Consider the following 17,165-nt stretch of genomic DNA (forward strand, 5'->3'; position numbering starts at 1 on the left):
TTTTAACGTACCTTAAACCCAACTTTGCCACCGAGTGGCTGTGCTAGACTCTTACTGCCTGCTGATACTTTTTACGTCTGTTCCTGCTGTCTATCGAGCTGCCCGTTCCGGCGGCTTTCATAATGAAGATAACGAGGAGTGAGCCATGAGCCTGTCGGATAAAGCCTATAGCGAGAAAAGAGATTTTATACGCATGAAAATCAGCGCTCCGCTGACGGCCACGCTTTCGGCAGATCAACGGGTGTTTGAGGGCAATTGCCTGGATCTCAGCGGCGGCGGAATGAGAGTTGAAACGAATGAAAATATCGCGACGGGCACCGAACTGGACGTCGAAGTGTCTTCAGATCATGGCCATAATCCGACACTTAAAGCCAGAACGCGGGTAGTACGTTCAATATCAAACGATAAAGGCACGTATGAGCTGGGCCTGGAGATTGTAGAAGTCCTCAAATGAGGCTTCTACATTCTATAAAGTTCTCAGCCACTGAATAAATTAGTAGCCAAAATCTTCAGCATCACCAAACTCATCGTCCAGACCAAAGTCATCCTCTACTTCGCCGTCATTGATCAGAAACTGACGCCTCTGTAAGTATGCATCCCGGATAAACGTGTAACGATCTCCTGTGATGTGGCGCTCCAGATCCAGTAAATTTGCACGGGTATTAAGCAGAGATACACCAGTAACCGTATTGCGTGTCGGGATGTGATCGATATAAGTGCGGGGATCAGAATAAACATTCACTGGTGTGGCAAGACCATCACGCAATGTGCTTGGCCCCAAAAATGGCAGCACGATGTAAGGCCCCTGATCCACCCCCCAAACAGCCAGGGTTTGTCCAAAGTCCTCGCCATCACTGGCTTTCATACCCATGTGCTGAGCCACATCAAATAGCCCGGCCAAGCCCACGGTACTATTGACCAAAAAGCGACCGGTATCATTAGCGGCTTGCTTGCCTTTACCTTGCAGCACATCATTCAAGACATTAGGAACTTCCATAACATTATCGATGACGTTGTCCACGCCCTTCCTGACGAATCCGGGCGTCACAAAAACGTACCCTTTCGCCAGAGGCCGAAAGAGAAAACGGTCCGTCACATCATTAAAAGCAAACATGGCGCGATTAAAACCTTGCCAGGGGTCCGCCTCTTCCTGGGCATAACCGGGTAGGCTTAGAGTCGCCATGGCCAGCAAGCCAGCGAACGCAACGGATTTGCGGGTAACGTAATTAATTTGTCTCACAGTTGGGTCTCATGTGAAGTTGAGCACTAGGGCTGGAAAATCAACATCGGGGACAACAAACAGAGTGTGAGGCTGATTGATGGTTCCCATTCCATTGAACCATCGTGCCATCAACACCGTGAAGGCGCGCCCTGAGATAAGGGTACCACTTTACCGAAAGGCCTTGATGACGACAACAGCGCCATGCACCATAAGCAATTTAGCGAACGATGTTTAAAAGGATATTAAAAAGAAAAGTCAGCTAGAGACATTCATAAAGCAACCTGATGGTCAACTTATCCTCAACAGGGAGAAATAGCTCATCAGTAATCCGAAATCCTTGCATACACTCCTGACTGATTGTTGACAACAATGTGTAGCGCGCCGTCGCAAGGGATTCTGCATCTTTCACGGGTGGAGACATTTTTATTGAGGCTCGCGTATTGCCTGCTATGGATTGCGAACTTGATGCAGATGAAGAAGATATCTCTCGCTTAAACCAACGATGTACAGCTCCATTCAAACCAGTATCCTTATAATCACAGTCATCGGATGCATTCACGTTCAATGATTCCGCCGCATCTACCGCTGGCTCGCATTCTTCGGCACTTGCCAGGTTCACACCACCCATACAAAGCAATACAACCAATAACCTTTTCATCTGGACTTCCAATAATTTTTACCTACTAAAAAGGGTGCATATGCACCCTTTATGTTGACGCCGTCAGTGCAACTTCAGTATTAGAATTTCAAATCTAAACCAATACCGAGGTAATCATCATCGCGCTGAGCAACTTCCAGTACATCCTGATTCTCAATCGCGGTGTAGTACCCGTAAAGAGTCGCACTTTTAGATAGCTTGTAGTCGACACCCACACTGGCACTTTCGCCGTCTAATGCAGCCGGAGACAATTTAAGATCTGACTCGCCATACTGGGCTTTTAATGCCCACGCATCAGTCACACTCCACAATGCTGAAACCAGGAAGCCATCACTGTCATCAATACCGTCGACATCTGTGCTTTCAAACATCGCACCCAGTTGCACCGGGCCAAGATTAACACGACCAACTGCACGGACAATATCAATACCTTCTGCCTGTACATCCTGGTCCATAGCAACACCAAGATATAAATTAGATGTGCTATAGCCTAACGATGCGGAGACACCGTCATCAATGTCATCATCTTCTTTTGTAATATAAGCCACTGTCGCAGTGAAAGGACCAAAAGAACCCGGGGTAACGTATTGCACAATATTGCTGGCTCGTGTTTCACCATTGAAAATGTGCGCAAGATCGCCTTCAAGATCGTTAAACAGATCTACTTTCTCCTGAACCGCTTTCAAAGGCGTGTCGAAATTCCCGCCCATGATAGTACCGGCTTTACCTTGCAAACCGACAAAAATATTACGCTGACCAAAGGTTTGGCCATTGCCACCCACACCATCATCCATTTCGGTCTGGTACTCAAATTGATAAATCACTTTAAGGCCATCAGAAATCACTTCATCGCCTTTGATGCCAATACGCGACGCGTTACTGACCAGCTCGATTTTTGAGTCCCCGCCTTCGTCTGCGTTCTGCAGCGAAACATTCGCTTTACCATAGACGGTCACATCAGCCATAGCACTCAACGGGAGAAACGCTGCAATAGCAGCAGGTAATAATGCTTTTTTCATGGAATGTCCCCTGACATTATTTTTGGAATATTCTGATCCTTGGAGTTGGACCGAGAAGGCGCAATCTGTTTGCAGCGCGTTAACGAGCAAGATCAATTACGCCATGAGTCTTTTTAATAAAAGATTCAATTTCTGCGTTACCAAACGATTACTATCGCATTAAAAATTTATTGCGAAATAATGACATGCAAAATGCCACCGCCTTTTTACACATCGTTGATTCTTTTTTCAATGGCCAAAAACCTACAATGAAATGCAATTACCAAAATTACGCGTAATTGCTGGGCAACTATATAGGCAAAGCACTGCTAGCAATCATCAATACGTTGATTTTTGCGCCAAAATTCAACACCGCGTCGCAAAAAACGGCATAAGAAATCATCTACTGCTATGCTCCATAGAAAAGCCGTCTTAAGCTCGGGAATAAAAATAGAAACATGCGCCGGTCATGCCTTTGTTAACCGGTAGGTACAAACCCGCTGCTCAATTGACGGGAAGCAAATAAGTCCATCATTTTTCACGAGTTTTTCAGTTAAGTGCTGGATTTTTAAATGCTGTCCCCGTAAAGTGAAGCAGCTTTATAGGGACGCATTCATCTCCGTTCACAGTGATTAGTTGCTTGATGCGCCGCCTGTGCGGTGAGGCAGAGGTCGCACGGTTGCACCCAGAGATACCGGGACTCAGTTAGCAAATAAGAATTGAAGAGCAAGTTTGCAGAACAAGTGGATAGGATTAATGGGCAAGTCGCTTAATGTATTATTCATCGAAGACTCCGAAGCGGATGCGGAGTTAACTACCGCCGAACTCGCTCGTGGTGGTTTTATCCCTCATACCGAGCGTGTTGAAACACGCCACTCCATGCTCGATGCCCTTACCAAGGCAGAGTGGGACGTCATACTGTGTGATTACAGTATGCCTCGTTTCAGCGCGGAAGCCGCTTTGCAGACACTCAAGGAAAGCGGCCAGGATATCCCCTTCATTATTACCTCCGGTGCCGTAGACGCAGAAGATACTGTCAGCCTACTCAAACAGGGCGCCCACGATTTCATGAATAAAGAAGCCCTTGCCCGTCTGGTTCCGGCCATTGAGCGGGAGATTCGGGAGGCTGAGGTGCGCCGGCAGCGACGGCTTGCTGAAGAACGAGTGCGCATACTGTCCAGCGCTGTTCAACAAAGTCCCGTCTCTGTGCTGATTACCAACCCCGATGGCCAGATCGAATACGTCAACCCCAAATATGAACAGATCACCGGCTACGCCTCCAATGAAGCGATTGGACGTGATCTCGGCTTTACTTTATTAAATCAAACCAGTGCAGATGCTATGGCTGCCATGCGCCACAGCATCAGCAACGCGCAGGAGTGGCGCGGTGAGTTTTGCAGTATCCGCCGCGATGGGCAGGTATTCTGGGAATTTGTCAGCCTGTCGCCACTGCGCAATGAAACCGGCGACCTAACCCACTTTGTCATTATCAAAGAAGATATTACGGTGCGCCGCAGCTATGAAGAACGGCTGTTACGTCAGGCGCATTACGATGACCTGACCGGCCTGGCCAATCGCGTGTTGATGTTGGAACATTTGAACGTCGCTCTGGAAAGCTCGGCCCGTAATCACCGCCAGACCGCGATGATGTGTATTGACCTGGACCGCTTCAAAAATGTTAATGACAGCCTCGGTCATAGCTGCGGGGACGATGTGCTGAGAGAGTCAGCTGGCCGTCTCAGTGGTTGTATTCGCAATGGCGATATCCTCGCGCGCATGGGCGGGGACGAATTTATTATCATCCTGCCCGATATCAGTACACCGAAAGAAGCCGAAAAAGTCGCGGAAAAAATTATCGCCGCCTTTGCTCAACCATTCTTCATTGGTGGAAAAGAATATTTTGTCACCGCCAGTATCGGTATTGCTCTATCACCCAAAGATGGACGCAGCGCGAATTTGATCCAGCGCAATGCCGACCTGGCTATGTACAAAGCGAAAGAACTCGGGCGCAATCGGTACCATTTTTTTACCGAGGATATCAACACCCAGTTGATGCAGCGTCTTGAACTTGAGGTGCGTTTACGCCAGGCCATCGCGCTGGAAGAGCTCGAACTGCATTACCAACCCATTTATGACATCAATACCAACATGATGATTGGTTTTGAAGCTTTGGTGCGCTGGCGTCAACCCGATGGCAGCTTATTGATGCCGGTGAATTTCATTCCCATGGCGGAAGATATTGGCATTATCCAGGAAATCGATAAATGGGTTATGGCAACCGCCTGTGCCGACGCAGCCAAACTGGTTCACGAGTCGAAACGTGCGTTGCGCCTCTCACTGAATGTATCCCCCAAACAATTGCAGATTCCGGATTACGCCAACTTTGTTGCGCATCAATTGTTTATTAATAACTTGTCGCCCACGCAATTGGAGTTGGAGGTGACAGAAAGGGTCATCATGCAAAACGACCCGCAAACCCAGATTAATATCACTGCGCTGTGTGATTTGGGTGTGCGTCTCTCAATTGATGATTTTGGAACCGGCTATTCCTCACTAGCGTATCTGCAAAAATTCCCCTTTAAAACCCTGAAAATTGATCGTGGTTTTGTCAGCCAGATCTGTGAGGACCCCAATACCCATCGCTTGGTGGATACCATTATTACCATGGCTCATGGTTTGGATATGGAGATTGTCGCAGAAGGAATAGAGAATGATCAGCAACGGCAATTGTTGCAGAAGCAAGGTTGTGATCACGCGCAGGGCTATTTCTTCAGCTACCCTGGCCCACTGAAAGACTTACGCGAAAAAATAAACACGCCCTGGGAAGCGCCCAGTGAAAATCCCCTGCATTAAAAAACTCCTGCCTGAGCAGGAGTTTTAGCAATGGAGATGCAGCCCATTAGATTATTTATAGAATTCTGTTGATCGTCATACTGGCGATATAATTCGCCATCCAAGCTCTTGCGCCCGCTGTTCCAAACCTCTTCCGCCTCTCACGACGGTCGGTTTTCCGACGCTTTGTAACATAGGTAAATCTGAAATATCATCGCCGTATGCATAACAATGTTCTGCTACACCATTCACCGACGCCAAAAATATTTTTATTGCTTCCGCTTTGCCAGCACCAATCGTTTGGGGAGTGAGAATACGCCCCGTGTAGCATTCATTCTCCACTTCCATTAACGTGGAAAGAATGTGTTTAACGCTTGTTACCCGGGCAACCGGTTTCAAAATCGCCGGGAAAGAACCGGAAACAAATACTACCTCTCTTCCTTCATCCTGATGACGCTTCAACTCCGCCAAAGGCACAGCGTGGAACAAATCGGGATGGTTCTCTTCCATATGCGTAAACCAGGCTTCGCCACATTGCTCAACGTCTGCCACACGGCGACCAGCAAAGTGCTGATAGTACAACCGATTTAATACTTCCCAGGATGCATTCTCATGCATGTGTTGACGCAGGTCCATGTAGTAACGCTCTTTTGCTTGGTGCTCACTAAACCGCTCGTACCAGAAATCCTGGAAACTCAACATGCTTTTAACCGAAATCAATGTATCGTCAACATCGAAAAAAGCATAACCAACACTATCAGGTTTGTTTTTCAGTGCAGCATTCATAAAGAAATCTCCATTCGAGTGAGATGATAATCGTCATCACAGGTTTTCAACTTGTTTAACCGGTTCTTCGAACTCGTGCATGTTGGCAGCCACATAAGCGAGGTAATTGGACTGCATCTTTAACGCCTGCATATTCTCGCCTTTGCTGATGCGCACCTTTTCCATTGCACCAATTGATAGCATAAATTTGGATACAGCCTGTCCACACTGCTCTACCAGAATTTCCGCCTCGAAGCTCAGACGCTTGGGGTTATCAATGGATTGATTAAGAATATTGCACCGCAATACAGCGCCGACAGGAAAGGTGTAATGACTGTAACTAACAGAAAGATTATTTAAAACAAAGGCATACTCAATGCCATTTTTCGGCAGGAGGTAAGCTTCTGTGACCGCGACGATGGCTTGCCGCGCTGCTTCAATCAGAATCATTCCCTGCACGTGCTGACCACTTTGGTGATCATTCATCAACTCGCAATTCTCATCGATCATCATGTGTAATTCGAAAAGATCTGCCGTTAGCTGACGCGGTTCGGAAATCAAGGTATTCGCTGAATGGTGTTTGTGACTAAGCGCACGTCCGGCACGCTTCGGCAGGTTATGCCATAAGCTGAAATCAAAGAACGCGAGGTTCGGTGATGCAGCAGCTTCCTTCAATAACTCTGCAACACTTTCATCACCCAGCCCTTGCCCAGGGACCAGAAGTGTCACGCCCTGATTAGGCAGCGGTATGGAAAGACTCAGCAGACCCCGTAATTGTGATAAGGTCACGGCATCTTTGCCTTTAACATAGTTTGCGAATTTGTCACCGACAACAAGTAAGATTCGATTGTGCATAAAACACCTCAATATAGTTAATTAAAAATTTACGATCGCCGTGATCGTTAGCAGTAGTGCTTCTCAAACTTTCATCCTGAAAATTGTGTCCTGAGTGGCCTCTACGTCTATCGAGCTGATCAAGATTCGCACAAGCACACTCATTAGATTTATACTGACTTGTAATAATGAAGACTAGGAACATTTGGCAAAGCGGAAAAATAAACAGTAAAAACATGAAAGGATTTAGGTGCCACGGGTAAATCAGGACGCTAAGATAAAGGCCTCGCCAAATGGCAGTATCCTGTCAATCGCAACACGGCGGGAAAGAAGGCAAAGCACCCTTTCCGGGACTATGCTTGATTAATCGAACTGACTGTGAAGGTAGCGCAATGCCATCGCTCTCTAAAATCTACCGGCATCTGCTGGGTGCGTTATTGACCGTTTTCGCTGTGCATAGCGCCGCGGATACGCCAGACAAGCTTTCTTTTATCACCATCGACGTTGCACCCTGGGCGTCGATTAACGAAGCGGGAAAGATGGAAGGCGCATTCATTGAACTGGTCAATGAAATTTCCCAGCGTATAAACCGTGACATAAACATCACGATTACCCCCTTCGCCAGGGTGGACCGCGAGCTGGAGATAGGCTCCCACGATTGCACCATTCTGGTTCCCCGGCCGGATACGCTGGTTGTGAAAGGCGACGTTATATCCTATCACCCGATGGGAGTGATACCACGCAATGGTATTGAAATAGCTGAATATGAAGATATTCAGGCATTGAAGCTTTCTGTTATTCGAGGCGCTACCATGACGCCCCGTTTTGACGAAGACACCAAAATCTATAAAGAATACGATACAGATTATTTAATCGGGCTGCGCAAGATTGCTCGCGGTCGATTAGACGGCATTGTGGGGGCTATTCCCACTCTGCTCTACCTGGCTGAGCAGGAAGGCCTGGATGGCCAGTTAGGCAAACCCTTTCCGCTCACCGAAATACCCTTATTGTTTCAATGCTCAAAAAACTCACCCAACCTGGACATCATGCCACAAGTCAATAAAGCCATTGCCGATATGAAAAAGGAAGGTGTAGTAAAACAAATTCAATCCCGTTATTACTTCTAAATCTTGTCAGGCCCTGATGAACGCCAACGAAAAAATTAAATTGACCACTCCTGAACCTCCCGCGACAGCACCTTCTGCCGGACATGCCTTACGTGACATCTTTTATGCAGTTAAGAATTACGGTATTGCAAGGCATTTGCTGTTGTACATCATTATCTTCAGCTCCTTCGTTACCCTGCTCGCCACCAGCTTGCAACTTTATACCGATTACCAACGCGACCTGGATGTCATCAACAGTCGCTTGAATGAGATCGAAGGAGGTTACATTGGCAGTATCAGCGCAAGTTTATGGAATCTGGATATCAAGCAACTGGAGCTTCAACTCGATGGCATAAAACATTTACCGGATATCAAAGCCGTCGAGATCCGCGAACACAATGAAGAGTTTTCCAAACCCCTGCACCTGATTCGCGGCGAGAAAAGTACGCGAAATATTATTGTGCGCACCTACCCCATCCTTCACAATGTCTCGGGCGAAACGCGCGAGATAGGCACACTGACCATCCAGGTTTCCTTAACTGAGGTGTACCAACGATTGTGGGATAAAGCTATTGTGATCCTGCTGAGCCAAGGGATTAAAACCTTCCTGGTGTCCTTATTTACCTTATACATCTTTTACTATCTGGTGACCCATCACCTGACGACGATCGCCAACTTCCTGCGCAATTTTGATGTGGAAAAAGAACCGCAAAAATTGGCCCTGCGCCGCAAGATGTCCTCCCGCGAAGATGAATTGGATTTGGTGGTTAAAGCGTTTAACAACCTGTCGCAGGATCTGCACCAAGCCTATGAAAATTTACGCGACACAAATAAACGCTTGGCAGAAGACAATATTGCGCGGCGCAAAGCTGAAGAGGAAGTTAATCGATTGAACGCTGTTTTAGAACAACGTGTGCGCCAACGCACAGCGGAACTCGAAGCAGCTAATAAAGAATTAGGCACCTTCTGTTATTCTGTTTCTCACGATTTACGCGCCCCGCTACGTCGCATTGAAGGCTTTCGCCGTATTTTATGCGAGGAGTATGAAGAGCGTCTTGAAGAAAAAGGCCGCCATTATCTATCGCGTATTGAGGTGGGTACGCGTGAAATGGCGGAGATGATCGACAGCTTTTTACGTTTATCCCGTGCAACCCAGGGCGAAATGGCCGTGCAACGGGTAAATATTTCTGAACAAGTCAGCGAGATATTTAATCGCATTCAGGAACGCGAACCGCAACGACAGATTAGGTTGATTTCAGAGCCAGATATTTACGCTGATGTCGACAAACGTTTTTTTGATGTGCTATTAAATAACTTATTGGATAACGCCTGGAAATATTCCCGCCATCAGCAAAATGCGAAAATTGTATTCGGGATAACATTACTTAATGAAGAAACTGTCTATTATATTTCTGATAATGGTGTAGGCTTCGATATGGCTTACGCCGACCGTTTGTTCAGTCCCTTCAATCGCTTACATAAAGCCGAAGAGTTTGATGGTGTTGGCATAGGTCTTGCGACGGTTCAACGGATTATTGCTCGCCACGGTGGCCGCATATGGGCACAATCGACACCGGGAGAAGGCGCAACGTTTTATTTCACCTTATGGTCAAGGAATAAAGAAAGTGGGCACGGAAACAATTTTGTTAGTGGAGGACAATCCTGACGAAGCCGAGCTGGCTCTAATGGGGTTTGCCAAGAACGACCGCTGTTACGACATTCAAGTCGTACATTCGGGAGAAGATGCGCTGGAGTTTTTATTTGCTACCGGCAAACATGAAGGTCGTTGTCCTTCACGCAATCCGGATTTAATTTTATTGGATATTAAATTGCCCGGCATCAATGGACTTACTGTTCTGCAACGTCTTCGCGCGCACCCTTGTTATGAGCATACGCCGGTCGTGATTTTGACCACCTCTGACGAAACATCGGATATTTTGGAGGGATATAACCGGGGGGTTAATAGCTATCTGCAAAAGCCTGTCGACTTCGCAGCCTTCTCTGATTTACTCCAACAAATCAGTCAATACTGGCTCAAAACCAATATCTCACCACCTAAAGCGAAAAACTAGGCTGGCTCAATTACCTCATGCCTTGGCAGTACCTGCGCAATGATCTCTTGTGACAACAGGTTATCCAGCAACTGCTTACCATCCTGTTCCAATGCAACTGGATTGGGGTGCTGCAATTCTTCCGCAACTCGTTGTAGCGCCGCTCTACCTGTTAATCCCGCTTCTTGCTGCAAAAGTTGCAACAAGCGTACGGTAACGGCATTGGCTTCGAGGAACTTTACCTCATCCGCACGATTACGATAAACCACCAGAAAGCTGGCTTCTGGCGGTGGCTCCACAGGCTGATAGGCCGGGCCGATCTGATGCACGGGAAAACGGTAGGACAGGCACCACACCAGGGGTGAAATGTCAGGGCAGCCATCCAGCACCGAAAGACCAGAATCATTAGACGGGGGCACAATCTCGGTTGCGACGTCCAGCGCCAGTTCAACCCACTCGTAATGAGCCAGCTCCAGCATAAATGACAAATCACCCGCACGTGAACCACGCTCTTGCATCAGGTAGTTTAAAAATTCCTGACTGATCTCCAGGAAATAAGGTGTCTGGCATTGGTGGGAAGCTAAAAACTCGCGCACCATGCCATGCCATGCATCATCAGCAGTAATACTGCGCAGGATGGGGAATGCACCGCTGATAAAACTTTCTATATTGTTGTAAATCAAATCCCGGTAAATACCCATCCGCCGATCTTCAATCTCTGTCGGCGCCGGATAATGCCGGGGGTCGCGCAGATGCCGGGTAAATTGGTATTGCGTTTGCTGAAAGGACGCCATTGGCTAGCCACTCACGACTTTGGCTTGGGCGGTAAACCCGCTATCACATTGAGCTTGTATCCGTTGGATGTGTCGCACTTCGTCTAACAACTCTGCGAGAGGGGGAATATTGAAATCCCGCTCCAGCAACGTAGGTTTAACGCCAAAGAGTTGATAAGCACTCTCTAACAGCTGCCAAACCGACGGAATAACCGGCGCACCGTGCGTATCGACCCGCAGGTCTTCCGCCTCATGGTAATGTCCCGCAATATGCATATAGGCCGTGCGCTCACCGGGCAAACGTTTGAGAAATTCATAGGGGTCGTAACGATGGTTAATGCTGTTGACATAAACATTATTGACATCAAGTAGCAGATCGCAGTCTGCCTCTCGAATCACCGCATTGATAAATTCGCTTTCGCTCATTTCCTGTTGTGGTGCGCAGTAATATGAAGCATTTTCAATAGCGATACGTTGCTCAAGAATATCCTGAGCCTGGCGAATACGACCGGCAACATAACGCACAGCCTCCTCGGTAAACGGAATCGGCAGTAGATCGTAGAGCTGGCCGTCGTCGCTGCAATAACTGAGATGTTCACTGTAATAGCGAATATTATGCTCACGCAAAAATGTTTTGACTGAATGGAGAAGCTCCACATTCAACGGCGCGGGCGAGCCGATGGATAGCGATAATCCATGGCAAACAAAAGGAAAGCGCTCAGTGTAAGCGCGAAACTGCTTACCGAAACGACCGCCAACATTGATCCAGTTTTCCGGAGCAACCTCCATAAACTGGATATCCGTTGTGGTTGTAGCCTGTAAGCTGTTTAAAAGATTACGGCGCAAGCCCAAGCCTGCGCCGTGTACTGGTGGGATGGTCATCACAGCACCAAACGTGGATTAGTGGCTACCACATTTACCTTCGCCACACTTGCCTTCACCTTCGGCTTTTTTATCCTTGTCAGTGCCGCATTTGCCTTCGCCGCACTTACCTTCACCACATTTACCCTCGCCTTCAGCTTTCTCGTCACCGCACTTGCCTTCACCACACTTACCTTCGCCGCATTTACCTTCAGCATCTTTCTCTGCCAGGTTGTAGCCAGCGGTCAAAGTCTCGGCTGCGAAAGGGTTTTCTACCGCAGAAGCCATGGGAGCAAGTGTTGCAGAGGCCATGAAAGCAGCACCCAGAGCAGCAGCCAGAGGGGACAAAGTTTTCTTATTCATATCAAAGACTCCGTTTTAACGTTATGGGATGAAATAGCCAGCCAAACCTAGCACAGCGAACCGCTACGCACCAGTTGCCTGTATTTAAAATCAAGATCATTCGTCACACAAATAACTATACGTTCTTGATGGGCTGTAGATGCACAACTTTGCGGTTCGTTACATTAAATTTTGTTAATGCTGCTCAAGGACCAACTGCCATTGCTTGTCCAGTCGTTTGCTTGAGATAGGAACCTGCGTCTTGAGCGTCTGGGCGAACAGTGAAACCCGCAATTCCTCAATCCACCATCGATAAGTCTGTAGTGAAGATTTTTGCGCCAACTGGAACTCCCCTTCCTTTGCAAGGAAGTCATTCAACCGTTGCCAGGCTGCCTGAATTTCTGCGATAGCTATGCGATCCTTTTGAGGATTCAGTAGCGCTTTTTCCAGACGTGCCAGAATGGCACGCAAGTAACGCGGATATTGTTCCAGCCATTCGCGCGGGGTGTTGTAGACCAGACCGGGGTAGAACAACTGCTGTAGTTGTTGGTGGATATCACTTAAGGTAAAGGCTAACGCCAGGGCATTTTTATGCTGTTTCAACTGCTTACGCACCTCAACCAGCAGTTTTAAACTGGTCACCAGGGTTACAGCACTTTCCTGCGCATGGCTGATCAGTTGCTCACGCACAGGGCTCAATCGATCATCAAAGGCTTGCCGGTTACGCGGCAGATCCTGTTGATCCGGTACACACAGTTGACAAAAGGTGGCCATCAGGATGTCATCAACCACTTGATCGCGATGACCAATACCCGCCACCGACAAAGCCAACTCCTGCCCTTTCAATAATTCCTTTTGTAAATATTTAACCGTCTGCACAGTTTCCAACACATACAAACGGGAAAGACCACGCTGGGTCAAATGACGGGCTTGTTGCGGGTTGTCGAGTACTTGCAGCGCCACAGATTGGTGTTTGTCGATCACTGCTGGATACGCCCGAATACTGATCCCCACACGCTGCAACTGTACGCTTTGCGGCAATTCATCAAAGTCCCAGGTCAGGATGTTGTCGCGCTCAATAGCGGTTGCCGCCGATTGGATATTTTGTTGGACTTGTTCGCGATAACGCTCGCGCAAGCTCGCAAGATCCCGCTCACTCGTTATGCATTTACCGCGATCGTCCATCACCTTGATATTAAAGCGGTAAAAGTTATCCAGCTGCTCCGGCTGCCAGGCGTCAGCTGGAATATCTATTGCGGTTTGACGTTTCAATTGCAGCGCTAATGCGTCGGTCAGCGGTTTATTATCCGGTGCCATTGCCGCCAGTGCCTTATCTACAACATCGGGCACCGGCACAAAATGTTTGCGTAACGGCTTGGGTAAACTCTTTACAAGATTGATGCATTTATCGCGCAACATGCCCGGCACCAACCATTCGAGACGATGCTCCGGCACCTGGTGCAACACACTGACCGGCACATGTAAACTGACACCATCGTCCTGATGGCCCGGCTCAAAATGGTATGTAACGGGAAATACCATACCGCGCCACTCCAGCTCATTGGGAAATTGCGCTTCGGTCACTTCACCCGCGCTGTGCCGCATCAAGCGCTCACGATCGATATACAACAGACGCGGGTTATCCTGCTCCACTTTTTTGCGCCAGGATTCAAAACCGGCAAAGTTAATAACGTGTTGAGGCAGACGCTCATCATAGAAATCAAATAGCACTTGCTCATCGGCAAGAATGTCCCGACGCCGCGCTTTGGATTCCAGATCATCCAATTCCTTCAACAACGCCTGTTGATGCGAAAAGAAATCGTCCAGTGGTTTATGGCGCTGTAACTGCCGACGCCTCGGGTGATCGTTATATTGCCCCTCGACCAGCGCCGCACGAATAAATACCTCGCGACACTGTGCAGCATCTATCCGGCTGTAACTGACGCTGCGTTTTTCAATCAACACCAGCCCATACAGGCTGACTTTTTCGTAAGCCATCACCTGCCCGCTACGGCTGTCGTAGTGGGGTTCAAAATATTGCCGTTTCACCAAATGTTCCGCCGCACCGAGTGCCCATTCAGGCTCAATTTTGGCTGCGGTATGGGCGTAAAGGCGAGAGGTTTCCAGTAACTCAGCGGCCATTATCCATTTGGGCGTTTTGCGAGCGAGTGAGGAACCCGGAAAGATCGCAAACTTGCGGTTCCGTGCACCGGCATATTCACGATCCTCACTGTTAAAACCCAAGTTACCTAACAAACCGGTCAGCAGTCCACGATGCACTGCTTCGAAATTTGCCGGTTCAGTATTTTCTTTCAGGTTCAGTGGTTTTAATGTCAGGCGCAATTGGTGGTGAATGTCTCGCCATTCGCGCAACCGTAAATAGGAAAGAAACTCTTTTTTGCTCTGCTTGCGCAATTGATTCTGAGATAAACTTTGTCGCAACTCCTCAAAATAATCCCACAAACTAACGTAAGCGAGGAAGTCTGAATGCTCGACCCAGAAACGGCGATGCGATTGATCCGCAGCTTGTTGTTTTTCTGCCGGGCGTTCGCGCGGATCTTGTACCGATAAGGCGCTGATAATTATCAGCACCTCCCGCACACAACTGAATGACTGTGCCGCAATCAGCATACGTCCGAAGCGCGGATCGACAGGCAACTGCGTTAATTGCTGGCCGATCGGCGTGAGCTGATTTTTGGTATCGACGGCCTGAAGTTCTTCCAGTAATTTAAAGCCATCACTGATCAGACGGTGATCCGGGCTGTCGATAAACGGAAATTTGTGAATATCACCCATACGCAATTGCAACATCTGCAAAATAACCGCGGCGAGATTCGTGCGCAGAATTTCTGCATCGGTAAATTCAGGCCGCGACAGAAAATCCTCTTCACTGTATAAGCGAATACAAATACCTTCGCTGACGCGCCCGCAACGACCTTTGCGCTGATTGGCACTGGCTTGGGAGATAGGCTCAATGGGTAACCGCTGAACCTTGGTGCGATAACTGTAACGACTGATCCGGGCAAAACCCGGATCAATGACATAGCGAATTCCCGGCACGGTGATGGAGGTTTCCGCCACGTTAGTAGCCAACACTACGCGTCGCCCGGTGTGTGGTGCAAAGACTTTTTGTTGCTCGGCAAGACTCAGGCGCGCGTAAAACGGAATGACCTCAAAATGGGGAAACTGCGCTTTGCGAATAGCGTTGGCCGCTTCACGGATATCGCGCTCGCCACTCATAAACACCAGAATGTCGCCGCCGCGCTTGCCCTGTTGTTTTTCGTGTTGTTCGATTTCGCGAATACTGTCAATGATCTGCTGGTATTGGTCGTCATCCCGTTCGTTGCCCTCGCCTTCTTCATTCGTTGTGCTGAAAGGTGGGCGATACCAGACATCCACTGGGTAGGTGCGTCCGGACACTTCAATTACCGGCGCATCGTTAAAGTGTTTGGCAAAACGCTGCACATCAATGGTCGCTGAGGTAATGATGACTTTCAGATCCGGACGACGCGGCAATAACTGTTTGAGGTAACCCAGAAGAAAATCGATATTGAGACTCCGCTCGTGCGCCTCGTCAATTATCAGAGTGTCGTAGCGGGACAGAAAACGATCGTGCTGAATCTCCGCCAGCAAAATGCCGTCGGTCATTACCTTGATCAGCGTCTGATCGTTGGACTGGTCACTGAACCTGACCTGGTAGCCGACCTTTTCGCCCAAGCGGGATTGCAATTCCTCTGCAATACGAGAGGCAACCGTATGCGCAGCAATACGTCGCGGTTGGGTGTGCCCGATCATGCCTTTAACACCACGACCGAGGGCCAAACAAATCTTGGGAATTTGGGTCGTTTTACCGGAACCCGTTTCACCGGCCAATACCACCACCTGATTTGCGGCAATCAGGGCAGCAATATCGTCACGTTTTTCACATACCGGCAGATCGGGAAAGTTGATCGGCGCGGCGGCAGATTGCTCGCGCTGCTTGACGAGTGTATGCGAGGCCAATACCTGCTGTTCCCATTTTTGTAATGGGGACAGGTAATCTTTTTCAGCACGTGCAAGCTTTTCAATATCCTGCAAACGACGCCCCAGACGATGACTGTCACGCGTCATCACACCATCCAGGTATTGTTTTAAATCTGACCACTCAACTGTCATAAAAACCGACCTCATTCGAATGGCCGCTATGATAACAAATAAAGAAGCCCGACCAATTGGCCGGGCTTCATGAGAGAACTAATCGCAGAGTTTGACGTTATTCAAGCAAACTGCGCAACATCCAGGCTGTTTTCTCGTGTAACTGAATGCGCTGGGTCAGCAGGTCTGCGGTCGCTTCGTCATTGGCTTTTTCTACCACCGGGAAAAGCGAACGTGCCGTGCGCACCACGGCTTCCTGGCCCTCTACCAACAGACGGATCATGTCCTCTGCTTTGGGAATTCCCTCATCTTCTTTAATGGAACTGAGTTCGACATATTTTTTGTAAGTCCCAGGGGCGGGGAAACCGATAGACCGAATCCGCTCTGCAATGGCATCAACCGCCAATGCCAATTCGGTGTACTGGGTTTCAAACATCAAATGCAGGGTTTGAAACATCGGGCCGGTAACATTCCAATGGAAGTTGTGTGTTTTTAAATAAAGTGTGTAGGTGTCAGCCAACAGTCTGGATAAACCCTCGGCAATATCTTCCCGGTCACTTTGGTTGATACCAATATCAATCTTCATGGC

Annotated in this window: 15 protein-coding genes; 5 read left to right on the plus strand and 10 right to left on the minus strand. The window is 48.3% G+C overall.

What is annotated here, in order from left to right; genetic code table 11:
* Positions 1-145 precede the first annotated feature (145 nt).
* Positions 146-454, plus strand: a complete 309-nt coding sequence (locus CBR65_RS06465; RefSeq protein ID WP_087466105.1) for a PilZ domain-containing protein — start codon at positions 146-148, stop codon at positions 452-454.
* Between the two features lie 39 nt (positions 455-493).
* Here CBR65_RS06465 and CBR65_RS06470 read toward each other — a convergent pair whose 3' ends face one another.
* From CBR65_RS06470 to CBR65_RS06480, 3 genes are all read right to left on the minus strand, one after another.
* Positions 494-1,240, minus strand: a complete 747-nt coding sequence (locus CBR65_RS06470) for a VacJ family lipoprotein (protein WP_369825650.1) — start codon at positions 1,238-1,240, stop codon at positions 494-496.
* Positions 1,241-1,481: 241 nt separating this feature from the next.
* The gene (locus CBR65_RS06475) at positions 1,482-1,880 is read right to left on the minus strand and encodes a hypothetical protein (protein WP_087466106.1); all 399 of its coding nucleotides are present in this window, start codon (positions 1,878-1,880) and stop codon (positions 1,482-1,484) included.
* Between the two features lie 80 nt (positions 1,881-1,960).
* A complete protein-coding gene (locus tag CBR65_RS06480) occupies positions 1,961-2,899 on the minus strand; it encodes a porin (RefSeq protein ID WP_087466107.1) in 939 nt (312 codons plus the stop codon).
* A 735-nt stretch (positions 2,900-3,634) separates the two neighbouring features.
* Between CBR65_RS06480 and CBR65_RS06485 the strand changes: the two genes are divergently transcribed.
* Positions 3,635-5,731: a bifunctional diguanylate cyclase/phosphodiesterase gene (locus CBR65_RS06485; protein WP_087466108.1), complete on the plus strand. Its 2,097-nt coding sequence runs from the start codon at positions 3,635-3,637 to the stop codon at positions 5,729-5,731.
* Positions 5,732-5,806: 75 nt separating this feature from the next.
* Here the strand turns inward: CBR65_RS06485 and CBR65_RS06490 are convergent, their stop codons facing one another.
* Together CBR65_RS06490 and CBR65_RS06495 are read right to left on the minus strand one after the other, a co-directional pair.
* Positions 5,807-6,496 carry an HAD family phosphatase gene (locus tag CBR65_RS06490; protein WP_087466109.1) on the minus strand — a complete coding sequence of 230 codons (690 nt, stop codon included), beginning with the start codon at positions 6,494-6,496 and terminating at the stop codon, positions 5,807-5,809.
* Between the two features lie 36 nt (positions 6,497-6,532).
* The gene (locus CBR65_RS06495) at positions 6,533-7,330 is read right to left on the minus strand and encodes an AfsA-related hotdog domain-containing protein (RefSeq protein WP_087466110.1); all 798 of its coding nucleotides are present in this window, start codon (positions 7,328-7,330) and stop codon (positions 6,533-6,535) included.
* Positions 7,331-7,701: 371 nt separating this feature from the next.
* On the opposite strand from CBR65_RS06495, the gene CBR65_RS06500 reads away from it, so the two are divergent.
* The 3 genes from CBR65_RS06500 to CBR65_RS06510 are packed head-to-tail and all read left to right on the plus strand — an operon-like array spanning position 7,702 to position 10,487.
* The gene (locus tag CBR65_RS06500) at positions 7,702-8,436 is read left to right on the plus strand and encodes an ABC transporter substrate-binding protein (RefSeq protein ID WP_157671991.1); all 735 of its coding nucleotides are present in this window, start codon (positions 7,702-7,704) and stop codon (positions 8,434-8,436) included.
* Between the two features lie 16 nt (positions 8,437-8,452).
* The gene (locus CBR65_RS06505; protein WP_087466112.1) at positions 8,453-10,081 is read left to right on the plus strand and encodes an ATP-binding protein; all 1,629 of its coding nucleotides are present in this window, start codon (positions 8,453-8,455) and stop codon (positions 10,079-10,081) included.
* Entirely contained in the window at positions 10,041-10,487 is a 447-nt protein-coding gene (locus CBR65_RS06510; RefSeq protein ID WP_198300884.1) for a response regulator, read from the plus strand. Before CBR65_RS06505 ends, CBR65_RS06510 begins: the two co-directional genes overlap by 41 nt.
* Here the strand turns inward: CBR65_RS06510 and CBR65_RS06515 are convergent.
* The 5 genes from CBR65_RS06515 to CBR65_RS06535 all read right to left on the minus strand — a co-directional run bounded on the left by CBR65_RS06515 (position 10,484) and on the right by CBR65_RS06535 (position 17,162).
* Complete coding sequence (locus CBR65_RS06515; RefSeq protein WP_087466113.1) at positions 10,484-11,260, minus strand: DUF2063 domain-containing protein; 777 nt, start codon at positions 11,258-11,260, stop codon at positions 10,484-10,486. The two genes, CBR65_RS06510 and CBR65_RS06515, sit on opposite strands and share 4 nt — an antisense overlap.
* A 3-nt stretch (positions 11,261-11,263) precedes the next feature.
* A complete protein-coding gene (locus tag CBR65_RS06520) occupies positions 11,264-12,121 on the minus strand; it encodes a DUF692 domain-containing protein (RefSeq protein ID WP_087466114.1) in 858 nt (285 codons plus the stop codon).
* An 18-nt stretch (positions 12,122-12,139) separates the two neighbouring features.
* Positions 12,140-12,463, minus strand: a complete 324-nt coding sequence (locus CBR65_RS22245; protein WP_087466115.1) for a hypothetical protein — start codon at positions 12,461-12,463, stop codon at positions 12,140-12,142.
* Positions 12,464-12,637: 174 nt separating this feature from the next.
* Positions 12,638-16,597 (minus strand): ATP-dependent RNA helicase HrpA, encoded by a 3,960-nt coding sequence (gene hrpA / locus CBR65_RS06530; RefSeq protein ID WP_087466116.1) that lies wholly within the window; start codon positions 16,595-16,597, stop codon positions 12,638-12,640.
* Positions 16,598-16,694: 97 nt separating this feature from the next.
* Complete coding sequence (locus tag CBR65_RS06535) at positions 16,695-17,162, minus strand: Dps family protein (protein ID WP_087466117.1); 468 nt, start codon at positions 17,160-17,162, stop codon at positions 16,695-16,697.
* Between the last annotated feature and the right edge of the window lie 3 nt (positions 17,163-17,165).

This window comes from Cellvibrio sp. PSBB006, from assembly GCF_002162135.1.
GTDB lineage: Bacteria > Pseudomonadota > Gammaproteobacteria > Pseudomonadales > Cellvibrionaceae > Cellvibrio.

Bases quoted from the DNA above. Each gene is read 5' to 3' on its own strand.
- CBR65_RS06505 (WP_087466112.1), top strand. From the start codon at position 8,453: ATGAACGCCAACGAAAAAATTAAATTGACCACTCCTGAACCTCCCGCG.
- CBR65_RS06535 (WP_087466117.1), bottom strand. From the start codon at position 17,162: ATGAAGATTGATATTGGTATCAACCAAAGTGACCGGGAAGATATTGCC.
- CBR65_RS06475 (WP_087466106.1), bottom strand. From the start codon at position 1,880: ATGAAAAGGTTATTGGTTGTATTGCTTTGTATGGGTGGTGTGAACCTG.
- CBR65_RS06490 (WP_087466109.1), bottom strand. From the start codon at position 6,496: ATGAATGCTGCACTGAAAAACAAACCTGATAGTGTTGGTTATGCTTTT.
- CBR65_RS06495 (WP_087466110.1), bottom strand. From the start codon at position 7,330: ATGCACAATCGAATCTTACTTGTTGTCGGTGACAAATTCGCAAACTAT.
- CBR65_RS06465 (WP_087466105.1), top strand. From the start codon at position 146: ATGAGCCTGTCGGATAAAGCCTATAGCGAGAAAAGAGATTTTATACGC.
- CBR65_RS06515 (WP_087466113.1), bottom strand. From the start codon at position 11,260: ATGGCGTCCTTTCAGCAAACGCAATACCAATTTACCCGGCATCTGCGC.
- CBR65_RS22245 (WP_087466115.1), bottom strand. From the start codon at position 12,463: ATGAATAAGAAAACTTTGTCCCCTCTGGCTGCTGCTCTGGGTGCTGCT.
- CBR65_RS06500 (WP_157671991.1), top strand. From the start codon at position 7,702: ATGCCATCGCTCTCTAAAATCTACCGGCATCTGCTGGGTGCGTTATTG.
- CBR65_RS06480 (WP_087466107.1), bottom strand. From the start codon at position 2,899: ATGAAAAAAGCATTATTACCTGCTGCTATTGCAGCGTTTCTCCCGTTG.
- CBR65_RS06485 (WP_087466108.1), top strand. From the start codon at position 3,635: ATGGGCAAGTCGCTTAATGTATTATTCATCGAAGACTCCGAAGCGGAT.
- CBR65_RS06520 (WP_087466114.1), bottom strand. From the start codon at position 12,121: ATGACCATCCCACCAGTACACGGCGCAGGCTTGGGCTTGCGCCGTAAT.
- hrpA (WP_087466116.1), bottom strand. From the start codon at position 16,597: ATGACAGTTGAGTGGTCAGATTTAAAACAATACCTGGATGGTGTGATG.